The sequence below is a fragment of the Amycolatopsis sp. lyj-84 genome (assembly GCF_046549075.1).
Taxonomy (GTDB): domain Bacteria; phylum Actinomycetota; class Actinomycetes; order Mycobacteriales; family Pseudonocardiaceae; genus Amycolatopsis.
The window spans coordinates 268,060-281,312 of sequence record NZ_JAJPWO010000010.1; the positions used below are offsets into that span (position 1 = coordinate 268,060).

The window sequence follows — 13,253 nt, forward strand, 5'->3', positions numbered from 1 at the left end:
GGGAACTACACGATCGGAGTGTCGAAGAGTGACCTCTTTCAGCGTGAAACCGTCGAAACCGATGGCGATCTTCGGCGCGGTGTTCGGAGCGGCGATTCTCCTGTTCGGCCTCTTCAGCGGAATCGGGCGGAACAACGGGTTTCTCTGGCTGTGGCTCGCCGTCGGGATCGGCATCATCGGGTTCAACCTCTGGGCGGCGTTCAGCAAACGAGGCGCGACGGAGGTCATCGAAACCCGCGAAAAGACCGACGACCCGGCGGATGCCGGCAGGTGACCGCATTTCACCGCCGGATGCGGTGATCCACGGCGACCCAGTTCGTTTCCCAGGTCGTCCCGCCGTCCGCCGAGAACGCTTGCTCGAACCTCGCCTCGTCCGGACTCGGGCGGACGACACGGAAGCGCACCTTGACCGGACGGCCGCCGTACTGGTCGTCGCCGAGGAATTCGCCGACGCCGTCACGGAACCCGCCGTACACCGCCGGGGTGGGCAGACCGTCGCGGATGTTGACGAAGGTCAGGCTCCACCGTTTCGCCTGCGGCTCGTACAGCCGCAGGTTGAGGGCTTCGATGCGGCCGTTCGCCCCCGAGACCTCGAATTCGAGGACGTTGGCCCGCCGGTCCAGCAGGGGGCGGACGGTGCTCGTGCCCGCGAAGTGCAGCCACTCGTCGGCCGTCTCCGAAAGCGGCTCGGCGAGGACCCGCACCGTGGAGCGCCAGGTGCCGATCTCCCAGTCGAAGGCTCGTTGGCCGTCCGCGCCCGTCGAGGACGCGGGCGGCGTCGAGGCGTCGCCCGACACCGCCGTCGCGATCAGCATGAAGGCCGCGAGGCCCACCGTCAGGATTCGTTTGTATGGCACGGTCATGGTCCGACTATCCGAGTGGAGTCCGGCCATGGACAAGAAGGCACCTGCGGGTAACCCCTCTCGCCCCAATCCCCTGCCCGGCTGCCCGATGGCGGCGGCGTTCGCCGCGTTCGGCGGGAAATGGAAGCTGACCCTGCTGTACTGGCTCGCCCACGGCGAGTCCCATTTCGCGGGCCTCCGCCGCCGGGGCACCCCCATCACCCCCAAGGTGCTGGCCGAGCAGTTACGCGAACTCGAGGCCGACGGACTCGTCGAACGTGTGGAGACCGGGCCGGTCCCGGCGCGCGTCCTCTACCGGCTCACGCCCTACGGGACCACGGTTCTGCCCGTGGTCGAAGCGGTCAGGGTCTGGGGCGAGGCGCACCTCGAGCGCACCGGCGGCGAGGCCGCGCCGAATCCGGCGATGGGGTGCGCCGGCGCGATCAGGTAGTCACTTCGCGCCCGACTTGCCCTGCCGTCGCCGGGCGGCGGTCGCCGTGGCGAGGTTCTGCAGGACTTCCTGGGTGGCGGCCATGTCGATACAAGCGTCCGTAATGGACTGTCCGTAGGTGAGCGGCCGGTCGGGGTGGAGGTCCTGCCGTCCCGCCTGGAGGTTGGATTCGAGCATGACGCCGACGATGCCGCGCTGGCCGGTCCTGATCTGGTCGGCGATCTGGTCGGCGACGATGGCCTGCCGCAGATGGTCTTTGCGGCTGTTGTCGTGGCTGGCGTCGATCACGACCCGGCGCGGCAGACCGGCGGTCTGCAGCGCGGTGAGCGCCGCGCGGACGGACGCGGGATTGTGGTTGGGCGCGGAGTTCCCGCCGCGCAGGACGAGATGGCAGTCGGGGTTGCCGACGGTGTGCAGGATGGCGGGCAACCCGCTGGGGTCGACGCCGGGAACGACGTGGCGTGCTTCGGCGGCACGGATCGCGTCGACGGCGACGGAGACATCGCCGTCGCGGCGGTTCTTGAAACCGACGGGCATGGAAAGGCCGCTGGCCAGCATCCGGTGGTTTTGGCTTTCCACGGTCCTGGCGCCGATCGCGCCCCACGAGACGGTGTCGGCGAGATAAGCCGGAATGGTGGTGTCCAGCCATTCACACGCGGCGGGCAGGCCGCCTTCGGCGAGTTCGAGAAGGAGGTCCCGTGCGATACGCAGGCCGCGGTTGACGTCGCCGGTGCCGTCGAGGTGCGGGTCGTTGATGAGTCCTTTCCAGCCGCCGACCGTACGGGGCTTTTCGAAGTACACGCGCATGACGATCAGGAGATCGTTGACGAATCGGCCCGCGACCGACGCCAGGCGGTCGGCGTATTCGAGTGCCGCGGCGGGATCGTGGATGGAACAGGGTCCGGCGATCACGAGCAGCCGGTCGTCCGTCCCGTCGAGGACGCGGACGACGGTTTCGCGGCCTTGCCGCACGGTGTCCGCCGCGGTGGTGCTGAGCGGCAGTTCGTGGTGCAGCAAGGCCGGCGTGACCAGGGGGACCATGCGGTCGATGCGCTGGTTGTCGAGATCGACGGCGGCGATGGTTGTCATCACAGATATCCAGGGTTTCTGCCGGCACCGGGCGTCAGGGAAAGCCGGGATTTCCCGGCCTGGGCGGCGGTCTCGGGTGAACGAAGAAACAGGCTGAGAAAGCCCGGCTTCACGCAAGCGATGAGGAATTTTCGGAGATTTCGCTTACGTCGAAATCTCCCACCATCCGTCACTCAAAACAATGGAAAAAGCCCTGTCCAACCCTGTTTCCGCGCGCCGTCCGCACTTTACCGGCCCGTCCAGATCGGATCCCTTTTCTCGGCGAAGGCACGGGCGCCCTCGCTCGCGTCCGCGCTCCGTCTGCGGCGTTCTTCCCACGGATACGAGGCGGTGAACGCTTCTTCGAGCGGGAGGTCGAGCGACCGCAGTGCGGCCTCCTTGATGGCACGGACCGAAAGCGGGGCGGCACGGACGAGATCGTCCGTCCATTCGGCGACGCACCGATCCAGTTCGGACACCGGGACGACCTCGTTCACCAGTCCGTGGCGAAGCGCCGTCGCCGCGTCCATCCGGCGCCCGGTCAGCAAATACCCCATCGCCACCTTCTGCGGCAACTGCCGCGGCAGCCGGAAAACCCCGCCCGCGCCGGCGATCAATCCGAGCCGGACCTCCGGCAGGGCGAACACCGCGTCCTCGGAGGCGACGACGATGTCGCAGGCGAGCATCAGCTCGAAACCGCCGCCCAGCGCGTATCCGTGCACCCTGGCGACCACCGGTTTGGACAACGTGAACCGATCGGTGAGCCGGGGATGACCCGGCTGACCGCCACTGCCGAACGTCGAGGGCTCCACGCCCGCTTCGGTCAGCCGCGCGCGTTCCTTGAGGTCCTGGCCGACGGAGAACGCGCGGTCCCCCGCGCCGGTCAGGACCACCGCCCTGATGTCGTCGTCGGCCTCGACGTCGTCCCAGATCCCGGCGAGTTCCGTGTGCATCCGCCGGTCCATCGCGTTCAGCACGTCGGGCCGGTCCATCGTCACGTGGGCGACGTGGTCCTTTTTCTCGTACCGCACCCGGGTTTCGCTCATCGCGACCCCACCGCGAAGCCGCCCACCTTGCCGATCACATCCGCGCCGTAGATGCGCAACGCCTGCTGCAACGCGAACTCGGCGATGTACCGGCGGAATTCCTCCGGCGGTTCCTCGGCGAGGTTCAGCATGCGCCGGTTGGCCACCACCGCTTCTCCGTCGAGACGGGCCAGTGCGCCCTCGATCGCCACGTCCATCTGCTCCGGCGGGACGACCTCGTCGACGATCGACCGGGCGTCCGGCTCGGCCGCCTGGATCCGGCGTCCGCCGAGGATCACCTGCCGGGCCACCCGCGGCCCGGCGATCCGGGAAAGCCGGAAGTTCGAGACGCCGGGGATGATCCCCTCCTTCGCCGCGGGGAGGCTGAGGTACGCGTCGGACGCCGCCAGCACGTGGTCGAAGACCAGGAGGAGCTGAGTCCCCCCACCGATCGCGAAGGAATCGACGGCCGCCATCCACGGCTTGGCGGTCAACCGCGAGTGCCACGAGCCGTCGGTGTACAGGCCGCGGAAGATCTTCTGGATGTAGCCCATTTCCCGCCGCAGCAGGAAGTCGACGAGCGGGATTTCGCCGGCGCTCAGCTTCTTGAGGTTGATCCCCGCGCAGAACACCCGGCGGCCCCGGTACCGGGGGTGGCTCATCACGCCGCCCCGCAGCAGCGCCACCCGGACGGACGGATCGAGCAGCACCAGGTCGACCGCGGTCTCCATGTCGTCGACCTGTTGCGCGTCCTCGGCGTTCAGACAGTCGTCCCGGCACAGGGTCAGGTGTGCGACGCCGTCGCGGCGTTCCAGCCGGACGGCTTCCATCTGCAGGACGCCGGTCTCGACGAATTCGGGCAGCAACCGCAACGCCCGGGAAGTGGGCCGGAGCATGGCGTCGAGCAGATGCGGACCGGCCTTCGGGGCACGCAGGATCCCGCGCAGGAAGATGCCCTGGTCGATCTCGCGCCCTTCCTTCTCCGCCTGTGGCCGCGAGCGCTCGGCCGCCATCTGCGCTTCCGTCGGCACCAGGCCGGGAAAGGCGAGGGCGGCGGCATTGACGAGTTCGTCGATGCGCAGGTACCGGGTCCGGCCGTCGGTGAGCTCGGCGTAGATCTCCTCGGCATGCGCCTCCATGAAGTCCGCGCGCATCGCCCGGACGCCGTCGTCGACCCGGTGGGCCTCCCCCGCCAGGGCCCGAAGATCGAGCCCTGGCGGCAGAGTCACGGAATCCGTTGTCACGACTTGGCTTCCCGTCGCAACGCCCGGTCCGCCGCGGCCAGGTGAGCGCCGAGCGCCTCCTCGAAGGTAGTCGAGCCCGCTTCGAAGATCAGCTGACGGCGGATCGCCGTCTCCGCGCCGTCCGTGGCATCGGCGAGCCCGGCCAGCGTCTCCGCCGGGTCCGCGGTCACCTCGTCGACGAGGTTGAGGGCGAGCGCGCGAGCGGTCTCGATCGGCGTTCCCAGCAGCACGGCCCGCCGGATCCCCGCCGCACCGGCCTGCTGGGTGAGCCGGTAGATCGTCATCCCCGGCCAGGCGCCGCCGCCGACCCACGTGAGCCGCAGCCGCGTGCCCGGCTCGGCGATCCGGACGTCGGCGGCGAGAAGGAGGTCCAGCGCCATTCCGGCGCACTCCCCCGACGCCACCGCGACCGTGAGCCTGCCGAGCCGTTCGAACCGGCGCACGACCCGTTCCCACTTGTTGACCAGGCCGACGGCGAGTCCATTCGCCCAGCCCGCGGGCGGGGCGCCCGTGACGTGGATGGTGACCGGTCCCGTTCCCCGGTGGTCTTCGGCGCGATCGCAGAGCGCGTCGATCTCCTCGACCGCCGCGGCCGACAGCGGCCGGGCCCCGTCGAAACGCAGCACCAGTTCGCCGTTCACTTCGTTACGCGTCACCATTGAATAAGCGCCATTTCAATCGTGGAGCCAGGCCCCATGGTCATGAGCACGCCGTAGTCCCCGGGACGGGTGACGTCCTCGTCGGCGAGCCGCTCGTAGGAGAAGAGGAAGGAGCCGCTGGAGAGGTTTCCGTAGTCGCGGAGCACTCCGGTGGTGTGGCGGACGTCGTGCCGGCTCAGGCCGAGATTGACGACGACCGCGTCGACCACCTTCTTGCCGCCGGAGTGCACCAGCCAATGGCCGATGTCGCTGCGGCGCAGCCCCGTACCGGACAGCAGCCTGTCGATCACGATCTCGGCGTGCGCGCCCACGACGTAAGGAATCTGCGGGTCGAGGAAGAAGCTGAACCGGTCCTGCTCGCGATCCCAGTCGTAGCGCATCGCCGCGACCGCGTCGGTGATGATGTAGCTCGCGAACTTCAGGACCCGCGGGCCGGGCACCCGGCCGTCGCCGGAGATGACCGCGAGGGCCGCCGATCCGTCGCCGAAGAGGCTGTTGACCACCGCGGTCCGCATGGTGCCGTCGAGGGCGTAAGCGGCGGAACACGCTTCGCTGCACAGGACGACGCCGAGCTCACCAGGATGTGCCGCGGACCAGCCCGAGACCACGTTGAGCGCGTTCAGGCCCGCGTTGCAGCCCATGCCCACGATGTCCGAACGGCTGCAGTGCGGGTCGATCCCCAGTTCGCGGATGATCAACGCGCTGAGGCCGGGGGTCAGGAAACCGGTCGAGGTGACACAGCACAGGTGACGCAGGTCCGAAAGCGTCGCTCCCGCCGACTTCAGGCAGGCCTCGAGCGCCCGGCATCCCATGTCGACCGCGAGTTTCTTGTGCTTGTCCAGCAGATCGCCCTGCGGTTCCGAGACTCGCTGCCCGCCGGGACCCTCCGGCGGAAGTGTGAGGAAGCGCCGGTCGATCGCGCTGTTCAGGAAGATCGACCGGATCTTCGGATCCTCGACGTCGAGGATTTCGAGGAGTTCGGATTGCGAGTAGGACGACGCGGACACGGCGGTCCCCACCCCGGCGAACCTGGTGATCTCGGTCAGCCCGGTGAAAACGGAAAGGTCCTCGGCCGGTTCGGCAATGGCAGTCATCGGTACATCCACCCCCATGTTCTCAGCTTGCTACGGAACAGCTGCTTGAACTGCGCAGCGGGCATCGATCTCACCTTTCGCGGATCTCGAGTGAACATTCCTGAAATTAGGCTTCGCCGAACTCGGCGGTCAATCGTCCAAGGCCCGTTCCCAGCCGGATTTTGGTTACGGACGAACGATTCGGACGAATGACCGCCGACGGAACGTCTCAAGTGGACTGACGGCGTGCCCTACGGCCGCCGGTAGATCGTGATGGAGTGGCCCACCGTGTCGATCGGCGTGCTGCTGTCGAGCAGCGCGGCCAGCCGGCCGGTGGCACCGGAAACCCCGGAGACCTCACCGCCCCCGAGACCGCCGACGCCGCCGCCTCCGCCCGAACTGTCGTCATAGTCCCCGAGAATCGCGGAGTCCGACACCGCGAGCAGCCCGTGCACCTCGTCCACGGGCACCCTGAACGGGTCGGCGGCGTCGATGCCGTAGTAGGACGGGAGTGCGCTGCCCTGGTAGACGAGCCAGGTCCGCTCGCCCGGGTAGCTCTCCTTCAGGCGATCCGCCAGGCGGCCGAGGTCCTGGCCCCAGTCGACGTTCGAGTCGAGCAGGTACCGGTGCGTGTTCGCCGGGCCGCCGAACGCCATATTGGAATACGGGAGGTAGTAAGGGAACGTCAGCAGCGAGCTGACCGCGGCGAGGACCACCAGCACTGTCGCGGCCACCTTCACCCACCGCCGCCGGAGGACGACCACCGCGGCCGCCGCGACGGCCAGGAACATCGGCGCGAAGGCCAGGTACCGGACGCCGTTGTCGCGGACGATGACCATGGCCGTGGCCATCAGCACGGCCGTCGGGATGAGCACATACGGTGCCGCCGGGCGCAACCGGCGAACCGACAGCATCACGGCGGCGCCCGCCAGCCAAATCGCCAGCGCGCCCAGCGGCGTCTTCACCAGCAGCGCGGCGGGCCCGTAGTACCAGAGCGAACCCGTGTAATGCCTGCCGAACAGGAAGTTGTGCCACACGTGGTCTTCCAGTTCGAACTGGAACCGCATGCCGTCCTTCAACGGCTGGGGGAACGGCAACCACTCGACGAGGGTCCGCATCCCGTGCAGGGGTTGCATTCCCTCCGGCGTCTCCCAGTGCAGGCCCGGATCCACGACAAGGTACGAGGCCCACACGACGGCGATCGCGATCAGCGCCATCCCGGCGGACGCCAGCAGGCCGCGGCCGATCAGCAGGGCCGGGCTCTTCAGGTCGAGGCCCCGGGCGCGGCGGGCGTGCCAGACGGACAGCACGGCCAGCGGGACCAGGACCGGAACCGCCACCAGGGAAAGGACCTTCGTGGCCGTGGCCGCGCCGAGGGCGAGTCCGGCGAGCGGGAGGTAGAGGGCGGGACGGCTTCTCGCACGCCACACCAGCCAGGCCGACGTCAGCAGGAAACCGGCCACCGGGACGTCGAGCGTGGCCAGTGATCCGTGCGCGATGACGTCGGGCGAGAAGGTGAACAGGGTGAGCGCCACCAGCCCGCCGGCGCGGCCGGCCAAGTCGGAAGCGAACGCGAACACGACCAGCCCGAACAACAGCGTCAGCACGATCACCGGCAGCCGGGCGGCCAGCATCAGCTGTTCCGGATCGTTGCCCGCCTCGTAAACGACGTGCTTGCCGAGTTCCCACTCGTGACCGTCGAAGGCCGGGTCGATCTTCGGGTCGGTGAAAGCCACTCCGGCGGCGATGATCAGCTTGCCCAGCGGAGGGTGTTCGGGGTTGTACCGCAGGCTGTGCTGGTCGAGGTAGACCACCGCGGTGCCGACGTAGACCGGTTCGTCGATGGTCGGGGACTGCTCCACGGCCGTCGTGATCATCGCTATCGCCATCTGGGCGAGCAGCGCGAACACGGCGAGCCCGAGCAGCCATCGCCGGTTTCGTCTCACCCAGCCGAACCGGTCCGGTTCCGGCGGGCTTGGAAGCTCCGATGGCGCGTCAATGCCCTTGGTCGTCAAGAGGCGTCCTTCCCCCGGCGAACCGGCGTTCGCCTATCGGATCAGTAACGGGACAGTTACTCAGAGAGCTTGATCATTATGATCTTCGCCCTTGATCCGGTCCACGGGCGGAACTTGGTCTGGGGGTGCCGGAGAGGAGCGGCGGTGGCGGGGTGGTCGTGAGTGGCGTTTCGGGTTAGAGCCGAAGGGGTCTTAGGTACCTGCTGGTTGTGGCTGGAGTTGGTCGCAGGTCCGTGAAGGCCTCCTTGCCTACCCTGAAGGTAGGGAAGGAGGCCTTCACGGACTACGTGATCGCCTCCGCAGCCTCAGTAACACCCGCCAGCCCCGGCAGTCACGGGCGGCGGCGCGCAAAGGTCCCCTTTCCCGAGTACATGAAGGCCCCCTTCCTGTACCTAGGCGCAAGGAAGGGGGCCTTCATGTACTGCGGGGGCGAGCCAGAGCGGCAGTGGCGTGGTGGGTCGAGTCTCGTGGGGGCCGCGCCAGCCAGCCCGGGTGTCGCGAAAGCCACTTTCGGGACACCAGACGTCCCGAAAGTGGCTTTCGCGACACCGGGATGGCGGCCGTGCACGACACCCGAATCGCCACTCACGACCAACCGGACCCACCCACCACCTTCACCCCTTCCCCTCACGGGCACGACAAACGCCGACGATCGCCATCACGGTGTCGGGTTCCGTGATGGCGATCGCCGGCGCAAGTCTCGGCGGAGGACGAAAATCAGGCGGAGAGCGGAACTCCGGACAACTGCCGCTCGAGCTCGACGCTGGTGGCGTAGTCCGGAAGCAGCCCTTGCTGTTCCGCCTCGGCGAGGGTGAGGGCGACCCGGTCCCGGTCGGACACGATCGGGTCGATGCCGTCGTCGATGGGCAGGTTCAGCGCCGGATCCAGCGCCGAGAGCGCGAGTTCCTGTTCCGCCACATAGCTTCCGGAGAGCATGTACGACATGACGGTGTCGTCCTCGAGCGCCACGAACGCGTGACCGACCCCGACGGGGAAGTACATCGTGCGGTGGTGTTCCTGGTCCATCAGGACCGCGTCGACCTTGCCGAAGGTGGGCGAGCCGACCCGGATGTCGATGACGATGTCCAGGGCCTTTCCGCGTGCGCAGTAGACGTACTTCGCGACGCCCGGGGGTGTCACGGTGTAGTGGACGCCCCGCACCACGCCGCGTTTGGACACGCTGTGATTCGTCTGCGCCACCCGGAAAAGCGGGCTGCCGTGGGCCTCGGTGAAGGCCTCTTCCTGGAACGGCGAGAGGAACCGGCCCCGGTCGTCGGGGAAGACGCGCGGGGTGAACTCGATCGCGCCTTCGACGGCGAGTTTGCGTGCTTGCACGGCTTGCTCCTGTGCTCGGTGTGGTCAGAGGGTGGACAGCACTTCGCGGACCGCGTGGATGACCTTGTCCTGCAGGTCGACGGAAAGCGCGGGGTACATCGGCAGCGAGAAGATCTCGCCCGCCAGTTTCTCGGTGACCGGGAGCGAACCCTTCTCGTAGCCGAGGTGGGCGAATCCGGTCATGGTGTGCACCGGCCACGGGTAGCTGATGTTCAAGTGGATGTCGTACGCCTTGAGGCGTTCGAGGATGTCGTCACGACGCGGGTGCCGCACCACGTACACGTAGTACACGTGCTCGTTGCCGGGGACGGTCTGAGGCAGCTTCAAGTCGGTGTCACCGAGGCCCTCGACATAACGCTGGGCGACGGCCCGGCGGGCGGCCGTGTACTCGTCGAGGCGCCTGAGCTTGCGCCGCAGGATCTCGGCCTGCACCTCGTCCAGACGGCTGTTGTGGGCAGGCGTCTCCAGGGTGTAGTACGTCTCGTCCATGCCGTAGTACCGCAGCCGGCGCAGCTTGTGCGCCACGGCTTCGTCGGACGTGATGGTCGCGCCGCCGTCGCCGTACGCGCCGAGCACCTTGGTGGGATAGAAGGAGAAGGCGGCCGCGTCGCCGGTCGAGCCCGCGATCTTGCCGTGCTGCCGGGCCCCGTGCGCCTGGGCGCAATCCTCCAGAATGGACAGTCCGTGCTTCGCGGCGAGTTCCTTCAGCGGCGCCATGTCCACGCACTGCCCGTACAGGTGCACGGGGAGCAGGCATTTGGTGCGCTCGGTGATCGCGGCTTCGACCTGGCCGGTGTCCATCAGGAAGTCGTCCTCGCGGACGTCGACGAAAACCGGGGTGGCGCCCGTGCCGTCGATGGCGACCACGGTCGGGGCGGCGGTGTTCGACACCGTGATCACCTCGTCGCCCGGCCGGATGCCCAGCGCCTGCAGGCCGATCTTGATCGCGTTCGTCCCGTTGTCGAGACCGGCGCAGTGGTCGACCCCGTGGTACGCGGCGAATTCCGACTCGAACCCGCGCAGGCTCGCGCCGAGCACGAGCTGCCCCGAGTTGAAGACCGTCTCGACCGCGTCCAGCAGGTCGAGCCGCTCGGTCTCGTATTCGGCCAGGTAGTCCCAAACACGCGTGGTCATGAGCGAGCCTTTCCGTGAACTGATGTCGTCAATGCGGCGACGGTGCGACGCACTCCTTCGGGCAGTGAGATCTCCGGGCGCCAGCCGGTGATCGCCCGGAACGGGGTGGAATCGATGGTGACGCTGCGAAGATCCGTCGCGGGCGCGTGCGACGGGGGTTCCACGCACGTCACCTCCACCGGGTTCTGCCCGGTCTGCGCGGCCATTTCCTTCGCCACGAGCCGGAAGACCTCGCCCAGCTGATCTCCCCGGCCCGCGCCGAGCAGCCAGTGGCCGCCCACGAGGGAATCCGGATTCGCCAGTGCCGCGGTGAAGGCCGCCGCGATGTCCTCGACGTGGACCAGGTCGCGGCGCACGGTGCCGTCACCCCAGATGGTGAGGTCCTGGCCTTCGAGCGCTCGCCGGGCCATGGCGGACACGACCCCGCGGTCGTGGTTCGCCCCCGCTGTCGCGGTCTCGCCGAACACCGTGGGCAGGCGCAGGCTCAACCCGCGCACCACGCCGTCGGCCGTGGCCTTCTTGAGGACCTGTTCCGCCGCGAGCTTCTGCTTGTCGTACGGGGTCGCCGGCTCGTCGTGCTCACTCCCGTCGAGCGGCTCCCGAGGGGGCACGCCGACCTGCGAAGCGGCACCGCCGTACACCACCAGCGGGGGCGGTCCGCCCGCGTCGCCGAGGACGTCGACGAGGTCCCGCATCACGCCGAGGTTCACGCGTTCGGCTTCTTCGGTCTCGGCCGCCCGCCAGCCACCGTCCGCCAGGAGCAGGTACACCACCGCGTCCGATCCCGCGACCGCGTCGGCGAGCGCGGCACGGTCGGTGAGATCGGCGGTGACGACGGTCGTTTCGGCTCGACCGGGTTCGGGGGTGAACCGCCTGCGCGCCACCGCGCGCAGCCGGATCGGCTGCCGCGCCAGCGCGCGAGTGACGGCCGAGCCCACGAAGCCCGACGCGCCGAGGACGGTGATCAGCTTCATGTCAGGCGACTCCTTGAGACTGGGCTTGAGGCTGTGCGGTAGCGGCGTTGAGGCAGGCGAGAAGCGTGCGGGCCTCGACGTTGACGTAGTGCCCGTGCCGGGTGAGCGCGGTGAGCTGGGCCGGGGTGACCCAGGCGAAGCCGGGCGGGGTCTCGGCCGCTTCGTCCGCCTCGATCGCGAGATAGCGGGCCCTCGCGTTGAGGAACCGGCCGCCTTCTTCGGAATGTATCGCCTCGTAACGGATCCGCGACCGCGGGGCGTCCAGGACGAAGTCGAGGAACGGCGGCCTGCTCTCCGCGGGCAGATGCGCGTAGTTGTGGGGCGTGCACTGGACGGTCGGGGCCAGCTCGACGGTGTCCAGGAAACCGCCGTCGGCGCGGGCGTGCACCAGCACGTGCGGCACGCCGTCGATCTCGCGCACCAGGAACGCGACGACACCCATCCCGACGGATTCGAGCAACGGCTGGGTCCAGCTGATCTTCTCGCGGTTGCTGCCCTTCACGGCCACGGCGAGGACCTTGAAATAGCGGCCGTCCTCGTGCTCGATCGCTTCCACGCCCTGCTTCCAGTCGCAGACGTCCGTGAGCGGGATGCGGCGGGCACGCACGTCGTGGCGCGATCGCTCGTTCGTGAACCACGAAAGGAGCTGGACGTCGGAGAACAACGCGCCGGAAGCCGTGTCGTGGTAAGGAAGACACGACAACACGCTCCTGGCGTTCATGTTGATCGTCTCGTCCTCGTGCATCAGCTCCGCGATCTGGCCGAGGGTGAGCCAGCAGAAGTCGTCCCCCATCGGCACGTCGTCGACGGTCTCGACGATCATGTTGCGATTGGACTTCTGGAAGAACCACGAGCCTTGCTCCGCCTGGAGGACGTCGACGATGACCCGCTCGGGGTCGGGCGGCGCGAAGTACTCGATCAGTTTGACGTTCGTCCCGCCGTGCGCCTTGGTGTAGTTGCTGCGGGTGGCCTGCACGGTCGGCGAGAGCTGCACCAGGTTGGGGTTCCCCGGCTCCATTTTGGCCTGCATCAGGAAATGCAGGACACCGTCGAACTCCTTGGCCAGAATGCCGAGGATGCCCACTTCCGGCTGTTTGATGACCGGCTGCTGCCACTCGCGGTAAGGGCCGTCGCCGTGCGGGCCGTCGTGCTCGACGACGTGCAGGCCCTCGATGGTGAAGAACCGTCCGCTGCTGTGCACGAGATTGCCGGTCACGCCCTCGAACCACCACTGGTCCAGATCCGCGAACGGGATGCGTTCGACGTGGAAGACGTTGGCCTCACGGCGTTCGGCGATCCAGGCGCGGACGTCCTCGGTCCGCATGTGCACGCCGTCGGTGGTCGCGGCCGACAGCGCGACGCGGTCCGCGTGGTCGCGGTCGTCACGGGGACGCACCGCGTTTCGCGGGATGAGGCAAGGCAGCATCAGAGGA

The 13,253-nt window shown here is 68.3% G+C and carries 13 protein-coding genes; 2 read left to right on the forward strand and 11 right to left on the reverse strand.

All coding sequences use genetic code 11. From position 1 onward, the window contains the following. Positions 1-28: 28 nt before the first annotated feature. On the forward strand, positions 29-274 hold the full coding sequence (locus ACLJRM_RS29220) for a hypothetical protein (RefSeq protein ID WP_410664874.1): 246 nt from the start codon (positions 29-31) through the stop codon (positions 272-274). Positions 275-281: 7 nt separating this feature from the next. Here the strand turns inward: ACLJRM_RS29220 and ACLJRM_RS29225 are convergent, their stop codons facing one another. Beyond that, positions 282-863: a hypothetical protein gene (locus ACLJRM_RS29225; protein ID WP_410664875.1), complete on the reverse strand. Its 582-nt coding sequence runs from the start codon at positions 861-863 to the stop codon at positions 282-284. 28 nt (positions 864-891) lie between these two features. Between ACLJRM_RS29225 and ACLJRM_RS29230 the strand changes: the two genes are divergently transcribed. After that, positions 892-1,293 (forward strand): winged helix-turn-helix transcriptional regulator, encoded by a 402-nt coding sequence (locus tag ACLJRM_RS29230; RefSeq protein WP_410664876.1) that lies wholly within the window; start codon positions 892-894, stop codon positions 1,291-1,293. Here the strand turns inward: ACLJRM_RS29230 and ACLJRM_RS29235 are convergent, their stop codons facing one another. The 10 genes from ACLJRM_RS29235 to ACLJRM_RS29280 form a co-directional block, all read right to left on the reverse strand. After that, complete coding sequence (locus tag ACLJRM_RS29235) at positions 1,294-2,382, reverse strand: 3-deoxy-7-phosphoheptulonate synthase (RefSeq protein ID WP_410664877.1); 1,089 nt, start codon at positions 2,380-2,382, stop codon at positions 1,294-1,296. A 227-nt stretch (positions 2,383-2,609) separates the two neighbouring features. Next, on the reverse strand, positions 2,610-3,407 hold the full coding sequence (dpgD, locus tag ACLJRM_RS29240; RefSeq protein ID WP_101612860.1) for an enoyl-CoA-hydratase DpgD: 798 nt from the start codon (positions 3,405-3,407) through the stop codon (positions 2,610-2,612). Then, on the reverse strand, positions 3,404-4,630 hold the full coding sequence (gene dpgC / locus ACLJRM_RS29245) for a (3,5-dihydroxyphenyl)acetyl-CoA 1,2-dioxygenase DpgC (protein ID WP_410664878.1): 1,227 nt from the start codon (positions 4,628-4,630) through the stop codon (positions 3,404-3,406). The genes dpgD and dpgC overlap by 4 nt, the downstream gene beginning before the upstream one ends. Next, a complete protein-coding gene (gene dpgB, locus ACLJRM_RS29250) occupies positions 4,627-5,271 on the reverse strand; it encodes an enoyl-CoA-hydratase DpgB (RefSeq protein WP_233223879.1) in 645 nt (214 codons plus the stop codon). Before dpgB ends, dpgC begins: the two co-directional genes overlap by 4 nt. Before the next feature lie 11 nt (positions 5,272-5,282). Beyond that, positions 5,283-6,383, reverse strand: coding sequence for a 3,5-dihydroxyphenylacetyl-CoA synthase DpgA (gene dpgA, locus ACLJRM_RS29255; protein WP_101612857.1), 1,101 nt, complete (start codon positions 6,381-6,383; stop codon positions 5,283-5,285). Positions 6,384-6,613: 230 nt separating this feature from the next. Continuing rightward, positions 6,614-8,308 (reverse strand): phospholipid carrier-dependent glycosyltransferase, encoded by a 1,695-nt coding sequence (locus ACLJRM_RS29260; RefSeq protein WP_410664879.1) that lies wholly within the window; start codon positions 8,306-8,308, stop codon positions 6,614-6,616. A 786-nt stretch (positions 8,309-9,094) separates the two neighbouring features. Beyond that, positions 9,095-9,712 (reverse strand): dTDP-4-dehydrorhamnose 3,5-epimerase family protein, encoded by a 618-nt coding sequence (locus tag ACLJRM_RS29265; RefSeq protein WP_101612856.1) that lies wholly within the window; start codon positions 9,710-9,712, stop codon positions 9,095-9,097. A gap of 24 nt (positions 9,713-9,736) precedes the next feature. Next, entirely contained in the window at positions 9,737-10,846 is a 1,110-nt protein-coding gene (locus ACLJRM_RS29270; protein WP_410664880.1) for a DegT/DnrJ/EryC1/StrS family aminotransferase, read from the reverse strand. Then, positions 10,843-11,820 carry an NAD-dependent epimerase/dehydratase family protein gene (locus ACLJRM_RS29275; protein ID WP_410664881.1) on the reverse strand — a complete coding sequence of 326 codons (978 nt, stop codon included), beginning with the start codon at positions 11,818-11,820 and terminating at the stop codon, positions 10,843-10,845. Before ACLJRM_RS29275 ends, ACLJRM_RS29270 begins: the two co-directional genes overlap by 4 nt. 1 nt (position 11,821) lies before the next feature. Beyond that, positions 11,822-13,246 carry an NDP-hexose 2,3-dehydratase family protein gene (locus tag ACLJRM_RS29280; RefSeq protein WP_410664882.1) on the reverse strand — a complete coding sequence of 475 codons (1,425 nt, stop codon included), beginning with the start codon at positions 13,244-13,246 and terminating at the stop codon, positions 11,822-11,824. Between the last annotated feature and the right edge of the window lie 7 nt (positions 13,247-13,253).